Source organism: Streptomyces sp. NPDC034049, from assembly GCF_055575575.1.
Genome location: NZ_JBVISJ010000007.1, coordinates 223698 through 236666 on the forward strand (window position 1 = coordinate 223698; position 12969 = coordinate 236666).

Sequence of the window (12969 nt, forward strand, 5' to 3'; positions counted from 1 at the left end):
ACGGGGCGCCGCCCCTGCTTTCCAGGGGCGCGGCGAACTGCGCGACCAGCCCCCACCGGACCCGCACCCCGCGACGCAACACATCGGACCCCACCCTCCCCGGAAGGAACACCCATGCCCGGACACAGACGGCTCGTCGGCAGGCACAGACGCAGACGCGCCGCCCTCGCCGCCCTCACCACCTCCGCCCTCCTCGGCGGCCTGGCCCTCACCAACGGTCTCGCCGCCGAAGCCACCCCCGAAGCGGACGGCATCCCCACGAAGACCCAGAACGGCATCACCCTCCTCGACACCCTCACCGTCCCCGCCGGAACCACCGAACTCGGCATGCCCTTCGGAGGGCTGTCCGGCATCGACTACGACCCGAGGTCCCACACGTACGCCGCCCTCAGCGACGACCGCTCGGAGAACGGCAAGGCACGCTTCTACACGCTCCGACTCCCGCTCGACGGAAGGAAGTTCGCCGAGGACAAGCCCGCCCTCGATGCCCTGACGGTCCTCGACGACACCACCGGCGCACCCTTCGCCGCCAAGGCCGTCGACCCGGAGGCGATCCGCTGGAACCCCGGCGGCAAGGGCCTGCTGTGGACCAGCGAGGGCGCCTCCGCCTCCGGGCAGCCGGCGTTCGTCCGCGAGACGTCCACGGCCGGCGCGTACGTCCGCGAACTGCCGCTGCCGAAGGCGTACGCCCCCGTCCGCTCGGAGTCGGGCACCCTCACCGCCGGTGTCCGTAACAACCAGGCCCTGGAAGGGCTGACCCTCTCCCCGGACGGCCGGGAGGCCGTCACGATCACCGAGAACGCGCTCGTCCAGGACGGCCCCGCGGCCGGACTGACCGCGAAGAGCCCCTCCCGCCTGCTGGTCATGGACCGCCGCACCGGCAGGCCCGAGGCCGAGCACGTCTACGAGGTCGACCCGATCTCCGCCGCGCCCACGGCCCCGCTGCCGGCCCCCGTGGGCACGTACTCGGCCGACCGGGGTGTCTCCGAGATCCTCGCGATCAACAGCACCGACTACCTCACCGTCGAACGCTCCTTCGCCTCCGGGGTGGGCTTCGCGATCCGCCTGTACTGGACGACCACCCGCGGCGCGACGGACGTACGCGGCGAGCCGAAGCTGTCCGGCACGGAGCGGCCCATGCCGAAGAAGCTGCTCTACGACTTCACCCTCTCCGGCACGGACGCCGACAACGTCGAGGGCATCACCTGGGGCCCGACCCTCCCCGACGGCTCCCGCACCCTCGTCCTCGTCGCCGACGACAACTTCGGCTTCAACGGCAGCGTCACCAAGTTCCATCTGCTGTCGGTCCGCCCCGGCGCCCTGACCGGCGTCCCCGCCGTCCCGAAGCGGCCGGACACCGTCGACGTCCAACTGCTCTCCTTCAACGACTTCCACGGCAACCTGGAGCCGCCCACGGGCCGCGACGCCACCCTCGGCTCGAAGCTGGACGCGAAGGCCACCCCGGTCGGCGGCTCCGAGTACCTGGCGACCCGGCTCGCACAGCTCCGACAGGGCACCGATGCCTCCCTGACCGTCGCCGCCGGCGACATCATCGGCGCCAGCCCCTTCCTCTCCGGCCTCTTCCACGACGAACCGACCGTCGAGGCCATGGAGAAACTGCGCCTGGACGTCACCGGTGTCGGCAACCACGAGTTCGACGAGGGCACCGGGGAACTGCTGCGCATCCAGCACGGCGGCTGTCACCCCGAGGACGGCTGCTACCTCGACGGCGAGCCCTACGACGGCTCCGCCTTCCCCTGGCTCGCGGCCAACGTCCTGGACCGCACCACCGGCGAGCCGCTCCTCGCGCCCACCTGGGTCAAGAAGGTCGACGGCGTCAAGGTGGGCTTCATCGGCATGACCCTGGAGGGCACACCCGCGGTCACCGGACAGTCCGGCATCACCTCCGTGCGCTTCGCCGACGAGGTCGAGACCGCCGACGCCGCCGCCCGCGCGCTGCGCCGCCAGGGCGTCGAGGCGATCGTGGTCCTGCTCCACGAGGGCGGTGTCCAGGCCGGCTCGTACGGACAGTGCGACGGCATCTCCGGTCCGATCGTCGACATCGCCGAGCGCCTGGACCCGGCCATCGACGCCGTCGTCACCGGCCACACCCACCAGCCCTACGTCTGCACCCTGCCCGACCCGGCCGGTCACCCCCGCACGGTCACCTCGGCCTCCTCCTTCGGCCGGGTCGTCACCGAGACACGGCTCCCCGTGGACCGCCGCACCGGCGACGTCGTACGGGAGAGGGTCGCCGCCATGAACCACCTCGTCACCCGCACCGTCCCCAAGGACGCCGACCAGACCGCCGTCATCGACAAGTGGAAGGCCCTCTCGGCCCCCCTCGCCCACCGTGTCGTCGGCAGCGTCACCGCCGACATCACCCGCTCCGAGACCCGCGACGCCGAGTCGGACCTCGCGAACCTCGTCGCCGACGCCCAGCTCGCGGCGACCTCGGCGCCCGAACGGGGCGGCGCGCAGATCGCGTTGATGAACCCCGGCGGCGTACGGGCCGACCTCGTCCACGCCTCCTCCACGGGCGGTGAGGCACCCGGCGAGATCACCTACGCCGAGGCCTTCGCCGTACAGCCCTTCGCCGGGTCCCTGGTGTCGGTGGACCTCACCGGAGCACAGATCGAGCGGATCCTGGAGGAACAGTTCGACGACTCCGGCACCCGCGCGCCCACCCTGATGCTGGGGATCTCCAAGGGCCTGACCTACTCCTTCTCCCGCAGTGCCCCGGTCGGCGAACGCATCGACCCCTCGTCGATCGAGCTCGACGGCCGGCCCCTGGACCCCGGCGCCACCTACCGGGTGACCGCCAACACCTTCCTCGCGGCGGGCGGTGACGGCTTCACCACCTTCGCCGAGGGCACGCACACCGTCGGCGGCGGCGACGACATCACCGCCCTCACCGACTACCTCACCGCGCGGAGCCCCGTCGCCCCGCCGGGCACCGACCGGGTCACCGAGCTGCCCTGACGTCCGGGCGCACGTCGTGGCCGCGGGCCGACCGCGGCCACGACGTGGGGAAAATGCCTGAGTGCGCCCTGATCCTTCGCTGTACGTTGGGCGTCCATCACAGACACCCACGACGAGGCAACCCCACCGTGTTCCTGACGATCAGTACCACCGGCACCCCAGAGCGCCCCGCGACCGATCTCGGTTTCCTGCTCCACAAGCATCCCGACAAGGCGCAGGCGTTCTCCACCTCCTACGGCAAGGCGCACGTCCTCTACCCCGAGGCGGACGTCGAGCGGTGCACGGCCGCGCTGCTGCTGGAGGTGGACGCGGTGGCACTGGTCCGCCGGGGCAAGGGCAAGGGCCGCGGCGGCGCCCCGGACGCGGCGCTCGCCCAGTACGTCAACGACCGCCCGTACGCGGCCTCCTCGCTGCTCGCCGTCGCGCTGAACGACGTCTTCTCCAGCGCCGTGCGCGGCCAGTGCAAGGCCCGCCCCGACCTCCCGGCGCAGGTCCGCCCGCTGCGTGTCGAGATACCGGCGCTGCCCGCCCGCGGCGGCTCCGACCTCGTCGTCAAGCTCTTCGCGCCGCTCGGCTGGACCGTCACCGCCGAGGCGGTGCCGCTGGACACCCAGTTCCCCGAGTGGGGCGCCTCGCGCTACGTACGGCTCGTCCTGGAGTCGGAGTCGCTGACCCTGGCCGAGGCGCTGCGCCACCTCTACGTCCTGCTGCCGGTCCTCGACGACGCCAAGCACTACTGGGTGTCGTCCGACGAGGTCGACAAGCTGCTGCGGGCGGGCGAGGGCTGGCTCCCGGCCCACCCGGAGCACCAGCTGATCACCAGCCGCTATCTGTCCCGCCGCTGGTCGCTGACCCGGCAGGCCATGGAGCGCCTGGAACTCGTACGGCTGGCCGAGGCCGACGACAGCGAGGTCGAGGACATCGACAACGCCGTCGAGGAGCCCGCGGACGGGGAGGACGAGTCCGCGGAGAAGTCGACTCCGCTGGCCGTGCAGCGCCGGGACGCGATCATCGCCGCGCTGAAGGACTCCGGGGCCGCCCGCGTCCTCGACCTGGGCTGCGGCCAGGGCCAGTTGGTGCAGGCGCTGCTCAAGGACGTCCGCTTCACCGAGATCGTCGGTACGGACGTGTCGATGCGCGCGCTCACCGTCGCCTCCCGCCGCCTCAAGCTCGACCGCATGGGCGAGCGCCAGGCCTCCCGCGTGCGGCTCCTCCAGAGTTCCCTCGCCTACACCGACAAGCGCCTCAAGGGCTACGACGCCGCCGTGCTCTCGGAGGTCATCGAACACCTCGACCTGCCGCGGCTGCCGGCCCTGGAGTACTCGGTGTTCGGCTTGGCCCGCCCCCGCACCGTCCTCGTGACCACGCCGAACGTCGAGTACAACGTCCGCTGGGAGTCCCTCCCGGCCGGGCACGCCCGGCACGGCGACCACCGCTTCGAGTGGACCCGTGAGGAGTTCCGCACCTGGGCGACCACGGTCGCCGAACGGCACGGCTACGACGTCGAGTTCGTCCCCGTCGGGCCCGACGACCCCGAGGTGGGGCCGCCCACCCAGATGGGTGTGTTCAAGCGGCGCGACACCGACAGGACCGACGAGAAGGAGGCGAAGGCGGCATGAGCGAGACCACCCAGCAGACCGGCAAGGGGCGCACCCTGCCCGTCACCGACCTCTCCCTCGTCGTGCTGATCGGCGCCTCCGGCTCGGGCAAGTCCACCTTCGCCCGGCGCCACTTCAAGCCCACCGAGATCATCTCGTCCGACTTCTGCCGGGGCCTCGTCTCGGACGACGAGAACGACCAGAGCGCGACGAAGGACGCCTTCGACGTGCTCCACTACATCGCCGGCAAGCGCCTCGCGGCCGGCCGCCGCACCGTCGTCGACGCGACCAGCGTGCAGCAGGAGTCGCGCAGGCAGCTGATCGAACTGGCCCGCGCGCACGACGTGCTGCCGATCGCCATCGTGCTCGACGTGCCCGAGGAGGTGTGCGCCGCGCGCAACGCGGCCCGCACCGACCGCGCCGACATGCCGCGCCGCGTCATCCAGCGCCACACCCGCGAACTCCGCCGCTCCCTGCGGCACCTGGAGCGCGAGGGCTTCCGCAAGGTGCACGTCCTGCGCGGCGTCGAGGAGGTCGACCGCGCCACGATCGTCACCGAGAAGCGCTTCAACGACCTCACCCACCTCACCGGCCCGTTCGACATCGTCGGTGACATCCACGGCTGCGCGAGCGAACTGGAGGCGCTGCTCGGCAAGCTGGGCTACGTCGACGGCGTCCACCCGGAGGGCCGTACGGCCGTCTTCGTCGGCGACCTGGTCGACCGGGGCCCGGACAGCCCGGGCGTGCTGCGCCGCGTGATGTCGATGGTCGGCTCCGGCAACGCGCTCTGCGTGCCCGGCAACCACGAGAACAAGTACGGCCGTCACCTCAAGGGCCGCAACGTCCAGCACACCCACGGGCTCGCCGAGACCATCGCGCAGATGGAGGGCGAGAGCGAGGAGTTCAAGCAGGAGGTCCGGCGGTTCATCGACGGGCTCGTCAGCCACTACGTCCTCGACGGCGGGAAGCTGGTGGTCTGTCACGCCGGTCTGCCGGAGAAGTACCACGGCCGCACCTCCGGCCGGGTCCGCAGCCACGCGCTGTACGGCGACACCACCGGCGAGACCGACGAGTTCGGACTGCCGGTGCGCTACCCGTGGGCGGAGGACTACCGGGGCCGCGCGGCCGTGGTCTACGGCCACACCCCGGTGCCCACCGCCACCTGGCTGAACAACACCATCTGCCTCGACACGGGCGCCGTCTTCGGCGGCAAACTCACCGCGCTGCGTTGGCCGGAACGCGAACTCGTCGACGTACCGGCCGAGAAGGTCTGGTACGAGCCGGCCAGGCCGCTGGCCACCGAGGCGCCCGGCGGGCACGAGGGCCGGCCACTGGACCTGGCGGACGTGCACGGCCGCCGGGTCGTCGAGACCCGGCACGCGGGCCGGGTGTCGGTGCGCGAGGAGAACGCGGCCGCCGCCCTGGAGGTCATGAGCCGCTTCGCGGTCGACCCGCGGCTGCTGCCGTACCTGCCGCCGACCATGGCCCCGACCGCGACCTCGCACGTCGAGGGCTACCTGGAGCACCCGGCGGAGGCGTTCGCCCAGTACAAGGAGGACGGTGTCGCGCGGGTCGTGTGCGAGGAGAAGCACATGGGGTCGCGGGCGGTCGTCCTGGTCTGCCGTGACGCGGACGCGGCCCGCGCCCGCTTCGGCGTCCAAGGGCCCACCGGCTCCCTCTACACCCGCACCGGCCGCCCGTTCTTCGACGACGAGGCGCGCACCGAGCTGGTCCTCGCCCGGATCCGCGAGGCCGTCACGGCGGCCGGTCTGTGGGACGAACTCGACACCGACTGGCTGCTGCTGGACGCCGAGCTGATGCCCTGGTCGCTGAAGGCGTCCGGGCTGCTGCGCACCCAGTACGCGGCCGTCGGCGCCGCCTCCGGCGCGGTGTTCCCGGGCGCGCTGACCGCCCTGGAGGGCGCGGCGGCCCGCGGTGTCGACGTGGGCGACCTGCTGGGCAGGCAGCGCGAGCGGGCCGCCGACGCGGCCGCGTTCACCGAGGCCTACCGGCGCTACTGCTGGCCCACCGAGGGCCTGGACGGCGTCCGGCTCGCCCCCTTCCAGATCCTCGCGGTCCAGGGCCGCAGCCTCGCCGCGCTCCCGCACGACGAGCAGTTGGCCCTCCTCGACCGGCTCGTCGAGTACGACGTCAGCGGCCTGCTGCAGACCACCCGGCGCCTCTTCGTCGACACCGGGGACGAGGCCTCGGTACGCGCGGGCATCGACTGGTGGCTGGAGATGACGGGCCGGGGCGGCGAGGGCATGGTCGTCAAGCCCGTCGGGGCGGTCGTACGCAGCACCCAGGGGCGGCTGGTCCAGCCGGGCATCAAGTGCCGGGGCCGGGAGTATCTGCGGATCATCTACGGCCCGGAGTACACCCGCCCGGAGAACCTGGCCCGGCTGCGCGGCCGGTTCCTCAACCACAAGCGGTCCCTCGCCCTGCGCGAGTACGCCCTGGGGCTGGAGGCGCTGGACCGGCTCGCCGAGGGGGAGCCGCTGTGGCGGGTGCACGAGGCGGTGTTCGGGGTACTGGCCCTGGAGTCGGAGCCGGTCGACCCCCGGCTGTGAGACCGGCGCCCGCCGCGGACAAGCCCTCGTCCGTGGCGGGCGGACCCGTGCCCGTGACGCGACATTGCGGCTGATAATGTCGCGAGCAGGCGTGGCCGTGTTCCGCGTTCGAGAGGTTCCGGCGGTGCTCGGGGGGACAGCGATCGCAGCCGATCGCAGGCGACCGCTGTCACCCGAGTCGGTCCCATCGGTCCCAGTCGAAGGTATGTGGGGTTTCCCATGCGTCGCACCACCACGCGGTTCGGAACGCGGTCCGCAACCCGATCCGGAACGCGGTCCGGGCGAGAGCGATCGGCCCTCGACGCCGCGTACGACGAGTGCCGCCGCCTGGTCCGCACGACCAGGCCCACCGAGTACGCCCTGATGCAGTTGATGCCGCCGACGGTGCGCCCCGCGTGCTGGGCCCTGTACGCGGCCCTCGCCTCCGCCGACGACCTGCTCGACTCCACCGAGGGCACCCCGCAGGAGCGCAGCAGACGGCTCCAGGAGTGGCGGACCGCGCTGGAGGCCGACCTGGCCGGCGGTACCAGCGACGACCCGGTGCGGCTGGCGCTGACCGACGCGGTCTGGCACTGGGGGCTCGACCCCGGGGATCTGCTGGGCGCCCTGGACGCCGTCCAGGGGGACGAGGCCCGCACGGGTGTCGCGACCTGGCAGGAGTGGCGGGAGCGGGCCCACGCCCAGAACGTCAGCTGGCCCGAACAGCTGATGCGGATGCTGGTGCGCTCCGGACTGCCCGTCCCCGTGCGGCTGCGCGACCTGCCGGGCTTCACCCGGTTCGTGGACGGCCTGTTCCTCGCCGACATGCTCCGTGACCTCCCGGAGGACCTCGACGGCGGACATGTGTGGTTTCCCGCCGAGGTCCTCGACCGTTTCGGCGTCACCCCGGCCGACCTGATCTCCCGCGCGTGGACCCCCGCCGTCCGCCGGCTGGTCGCCCATCTCGTGGGCCAGGCCCGGCAGTGGCTGGAGAGTTCCCGCCGGGCGCTGCGGAACACGCTGCCGCTGGGCCCCGCCATCGTGCTCGACACGGCGGTCGAACTCTTCGGCGCGGAGCTGGACGCGCTCGCGCGCTCCGGCTCTGCCGTCCTGCACCGCCCGGTACGCGTCCCCCGGCACATCGAGTGGCGCATCGTCGGCCCGGCCCGGGCGAGGGCCGCCCTGGTGTGGCGGCTGACGCTGCCGCCCGGCAGGGACGAGACCCCGGTGCGGACGGCCTCGGGCGCGCCGACGCCCGGCGCCACCGACGACGGCTCGGCACCGCTCGCGTTCACCGGCCCCGAACGGCTCGTCACACGCGTCGCCGAACCGCCGCTGCCGCCGCGCCCGCACCGCGACGGCGCCCGCCCACCGGCCATAGCCGAGGCGCACCTTCCCCACCACGTGGCGATCGTCATGGACGGCAACGGCCGCTGGGCCACCGGCCTCGGGCTGCCCCGTGACGAGGGCCACCGGGCCGGCGCGGTCGCCCTGCGCGACGTCGTCCAGGGCGCGCTGGAGATCGGCCTCTCCCATCTGACGGTGTACGCCTTCTCCACCGAGAACTGGAAGCGGTCGCCCGACGAGGTCTCCAAGCTCTTCGCGATCATGCGCGCCGAACTCCTCGACGGCGAACTGCTCGACCACGACGTATGCCTGCGCTGGGTGGGGTCCCCCGACGGACTCCCGGAGGACGTGGTGGAGGTCCTCCGCGCCCAGGAGCACGCCACCCGCAACCGCACCGGTCTCACCCTCAACGTCTGCGTCAACTACGGCGGCCGCGCCGAACTCGCCCAGGCGGGAGCGGCGTTGGCCCGCGCGGCCCTCGCGGGTGAGGTCGATCCCGCCCGGGTCTCCGAGCAGCTCTTCGCCGCGCATCTGCCGCACCACGCCCTGCCTGACGTCGACCTCCTCTGGCGCACCAGCGGCGAGATCCGCACCTCCAACTTCCTCCCCTGGCACGCCCACTACGCGGAACTCCACTTCACCGATCAGCCCTGGCCCGAGGTCGACCGCCGCGATCTGTGGGAGGCGGTGGTCGCCTACACCCACCGCAAGCGCCGCAAGGGCGCGGCGTCGGTCGCCGCGGAGGGGACCGAGTAGCAGCTCGGGCCCCGCGGGTGCGTTGTCGGCTGCGGGTCCGGTGGGGGCTTCTCGCGCAGTTCCCCGCCCCCTGAAAAAGCAGGGCGCAGCCCGCTTTCCGGGGGGCGGGGGAACCCCCGCGACCAGCCCCCACCGGACGGACGCCTGGGGGTCGAAGGGGCGCAGCCCCTGGGATGGGACGGGTAGGGGCGGCGGGGGCGAAACCCCGCGTCAGCCCACCAACCGCAACCGAACCCCCGCCACCCCCACCCGCACCGTCTGCCCCCACATAAGCTCCAGCGCATCCCCCTCCATCCCGTCCCCGAACACGATCAACCGATCCGACTCCACCGTCAGCCGAAGCCGGCCCCCCGCCCCCAACTCCCCCGCCACCAACGACGTCCCGGTAGCCGGAGACGGCCACGCCTCGCGCACGAACCACAGCAGACGGCCCTCCGCGGGCCCCGGAAGGGGCAAGGCACTCGCCCGCTCCTGCCAGACGGACCGGATCCACCCGCTCGCCCCGGTCCCCGTCCCGACGAGCACCCCGGACGAGGCCTGGGACTCGACGACACCCCTGTCGCCGTCGAGCCCCAGACGGTACCGGGCGGTCTGGTGCCCCGCCGCGCCGAGATAGATCTCGTTGAGCGCCACCAGCCGCTGTGTGTCGTCCGCGACGGCCTCGACCATCGTCAGCTCGTCCACCGAGCAGTCGCTGCGGAGCGAGGAGTTCAGCAACGTCCCCGCGTGCGAGGGCCGATGCCGCACCAGCACCCCCGGATTGCGCCGGGGGTCGGGGTTGATCCCGACCACCGGCTGCCCCGCGAGGTACTTCGCCGCATTGGCCACCAGCCCGTCCTGCCCGACCACGACCACCACGTCCTCGGGGGCGAACAGGAACCGGTCCAGGTCGCCCCGCTCCACCCGGGCCTGACGCCACGTCAGTGGCACCGAGGAGGTGACCTCGGCGAGGGCCCCACGCTCCCGCCGGTGCCGCTCGGCCACGTCCTCGATGTCCCGCCCGCGGGACCGCAGGAAGAAGGCGGCCTGCCCGTGCGTACCGTGCCGGGCCACCAACTCCTCGTACTCGGTGGTGCGATGGACCAGCACCACCCGCGGCGCGAGACTCACGCGGAGTCCCCGCCGCTCCCCGACCCACCGCTGCCAGCCGCGCCGCCGAACCTGGCCAGCAGCCCGGTCAGCACATCCGGCGACACCGTCACGCTCTCGATCCGTGGCAGGTTCTCCGCGAGCCGCGTCCCGGTCAGCGCGTGCAGCGTCGCCGCGTCCACCTCGGCGTGCACCCGCAGCCACGCCGCCTGCGCCTCGGCCCGCGCCGCACCGACCTCCCGCTCGGCCCGTGCCTCCGCCTCGGCCAGCTTGACCTGCCGCGCCGCCTCCGCCTCCGCGAGCTTCACGCTCCGCGCCGCCTCGGCCTCGGCCAGCCGCACGCTCCGCGCCGCCTCGGCCTCCGCGAGCTTGACGGTCCGCTCGGCCTCCGCCCCGGTCAGCCGTACCGTCCGGGCCGCCTCCGCGCCAGCCCTCACCGCGTCCGCGGCGGCCTTCTCCTCCGCCTCCCGGCGCGCGTTGGTGCCCCGCTGCTCGACCAACTGCTCCTCGCGCCGGGCGAGTTCGATCTGGCTGGCCAGCTCGTTCTCGGCGATGGCCCGCTCCCGCTCGACGGCCACCGCCCGGCGCTCGTACGTCGCCCGGTCGGCCTCCTGCTGGATCTGCTCCCGGGCCGGTGTGCGCAGCGCCCGCTCCACCTCCGGCTCGGGCCGCAGCGCCACCACGCGGACGGCCACGATCTCGATGCCGGTGGCCGGCAGCCGCGGCTCGGCCGCCAGCCCGCTCGCCACCCGCTCCCGGACCGCCGCGACCCCGTCGACGAGGGCCGAGGCCAGCGTCGTCCGGGCCAGCACGTCCAGCGCGTGCTGCTGGGCCGTCTCCGTCAGCAGGGTCGACAACTGCTCCAGGGGAGCGCCGCGCCAGACCCCCGTGTCGGGGTCGATGGAGAAATCGAGCCGGGCGGCGGCGGTCGCCGGGTCGCTCACCCGGTACGTCACCGTCGCCTGCACCGCCACGTCCTGGAAGTCGGACGTACGGGCGTGGAAGGTCATCGCCAGCTCCCGGTCGTCCACCGGGATCTCGGAGAGCGCGGCGCTCAGCGACCGGTACCAGAAGCTCAGCCCCGGGCCGTCGTGCGCGAGCCGCCCGGAGCGGTGGTGGCGGATGTGCGCGGTGGGCGCCCCGCGCAGATGCCGCCAGCCGAGCCGTCTGGTGATGTCGGCCATGGATGATCCCCCTCCTGCGATTAATGTCACTTAGACGATAATGGCGGGGCCTGCTTATCGTCAAGAGGACGCAATGGAAGTGGCGTGCCGATTCCGATTCGGCCGACCGGCGGGTGAACACGCGCCCGAATGGTCAGGATGAGGGCATGGGATTCCATGTCGACTCCGAGGCCGGGCGCCTGCGCCGCGTCATCCTGCACCGGCCGGATCTTGAGCTCAAAAGGCTCACCCCCAGCAACAAGACCGCGCTGCTCTTCGACGACGTGCTGTGGGTGCGCCGGGCGCGCGCCGAACACGACGGATTCGCCGACGTGCTGCGTGACCGAGGCGTCGCCGTCCACCTCTTCGGCGACCTCCTCACCGATGTCATGCGGATTCCCGAGGCCCGGCAACTCGTCCTCGACCGGGTCTTCGACGAGAAGGAGTACGGCCCGCTCGCCACGGACCACCTCAGGGTCGCGTTCGAGTCGCTGCCCGTGGGCGAGCTGGTCGAGGCGCTGATCGGCGGCATGACCAAACGCGAGTTCCTCGACGCCCACATGGAGCCGGCCTCCGTCCGCTTCCATGTGATGGAGCTGGACGAGTTCCTGCTCGACCCGCTCCCCAACCACCTCTTCACCCGCGACACCTCCGCCTGGATCTACGACGGGGTCTCCATCAACGCCATGCGCTGGCCGGCCCGGCAGCGCGAGACTGTCCACTTCGAGGCGATCTACCGGCACCATCCGCTGTTCCGCGCCGAGACGTTCCACACCTGGTCGGAGGGGCAGGCCGACTACCCGTCCACCATCGAGGGCGGCGACGTCCTCGTCATCGGCAACGGGGCCGTCCTCATCGGGATGAGCGAGCGCACCACCCCGCAGGCCGTCGAGATGCTCGCGCACAAGCTCTTCGCCGCCGGCTCCGCGCAGACCATCGTGGCCCTCGACATGCCCAAGCGCCGGGCCTTCATGCACCTCGACACCGTCATGACCATGGTCGACGGCGACACCTTCACCCAGTACGCCGGACTCGGCATGCTCCGCTCGTACACCATCGAACCCGGCGTCGGCGAGAAGGAGCTCAAGGTCACCGACCACCCGCCGGAGCACATGCACCGCGCGATCGCCGCCGCGCTCGGCCTCGACGCGATCCGGGTGCTCACCGCCACGCAGGACGTCCACGCCGCCGAACGCGAGCAGTGGGACGACGGCTGCAACGTCCTCGCCGTCGAGCCCGGCGTCGTCGTCGCCTACGAGCGCAACGCCACCACCAACACGCATCTGCGCAAGCAGGGCATCGAGGTGATCGAGATCCCGGGCAGCGAGCTCGGGCGGGGGAGGGGCGGGCCGCGCTGCATGAGCTGCCCGGTCGAGAGATCGGCGGTGTAGGGAGCCGCGGATCCCCGGATCCCGGTGGAGCCGGCGGGGAGGGTGCCCGTATAGAAATGTGGAACATCGTATAGACTTCCAGTCTTCCTTTCGC

General features: G+C 72.6%; 7 protein-coding genes. 5 read left to right on the forward strand and 2 right to left on the reverse strand.

Translation table 11 applies throughout. The annotated features are described in order from the left end of the window. Window positions 1–114: 114 nt before the first annotated feature. From ACZ52C_RS21975 to uppS, 4 genes are all read left to right on the forward strand, one after another. The gene (locus ACZ52C_RS21975; RefSeq protein WP_469076308.1) at window positions 115–2982 is read left to right on the forward strand and encodes an esterase-like activity of phytase family protein; all 2868 of its coding nucleotides are present in this window, start codon (window positions 115–117) and stop codon (window positions 2980–2982) included. A 128-nt stretch (window positions 2983–3110) separates the two neighbouring features. Next, a complete protein-coding gene (locus tag ACZ52C_RS21980; RefSeq protein ID WP_469076309.1) occupies window positions 3111–4601 on the forward strand; it encodes a 3' terminal RNA ribose 2'-O-methyltransferase Hen1 in 1491 nt (496 codons plus the stop codon). After that, window positions 4598–7150 carry a polynucleotide kinase-phosphatase gene (locus ACZ52C_RS21985; RefSeq protein WP_469076310.1) on the forward strand — a complete coding sequence of 851 codons (2553 nt, stop codon included), beginning with the start codon at window positions 4598–4600 and terminating at the stop codon, window positions 7148–7150. The genes ACZ52C_RS21980 and ACZ52C_RS21985 overlap by 4 nt, the downstream gene beginning before the upstream one ends. A 219-nt stretch (window positions 7151–7369) precedes the next feature. Beyond that, on the forward strand, window positions 7370–9232 hold the full coding sequence (gene uppS, locus ACZ52C_RS21990; RefSeq protein WP_469076311.1) for a polyprenyl diphosphate synthase: 1863 nt from the start codon (window positions 7370–7372) through the stop codon (window positions 9230–9232). Between the two features lie 210 nt (window positions 9233–9442). Here uppS and ACZ52C_RS21995 read toward each other — a convergent pair whose 3' ends face one another. Both ACZ52C_RS21995 and ACZ52C_RS22000 read right to left on the reverse strand, forming a co-directional pair. Beyond that, complete coding sequence (locus ACZ52C_RS21995) at window positions 9443–10342, reverse strand: NAD(+)/NADH kinase (protein WP_469076312.1); 900 nt, start codon at window positions 10340–10342, stop codon at window positions 9443–9445. After that, entirely contained in the window at window positions 10339–11505 is a 1167-nt protein-coding gene (locus tag ACZ52C_RS22000; protein WP_469076313.1) for an SPFH domain-containing protein, read from the reverse strand. Before ACZ52C_RS22000 ends, ACZ52C_RS21995 begins: the two co-directional genes overlap by 4 nt. A gap of 146 nt (window positions 11506–11651) precedes the next feature. On the opposite strand from ACZ52C_RS22000, the gene ACZ52C_RS22005 reads away from it, so the two are divergent. Continuing rightward, complete coding sequence (locus ACZ52C_RS22005; RefSeq protein ID WP_469076314.1) at window positions 11652–12875, forward strand: arginine deiminase; 1224 nt, start codon at window positions 11652–11654, stop codon at window positions 12873–12875. The last annotated feature ends 94 nt before the right edge of the window (window positions 12876–12969 follow it).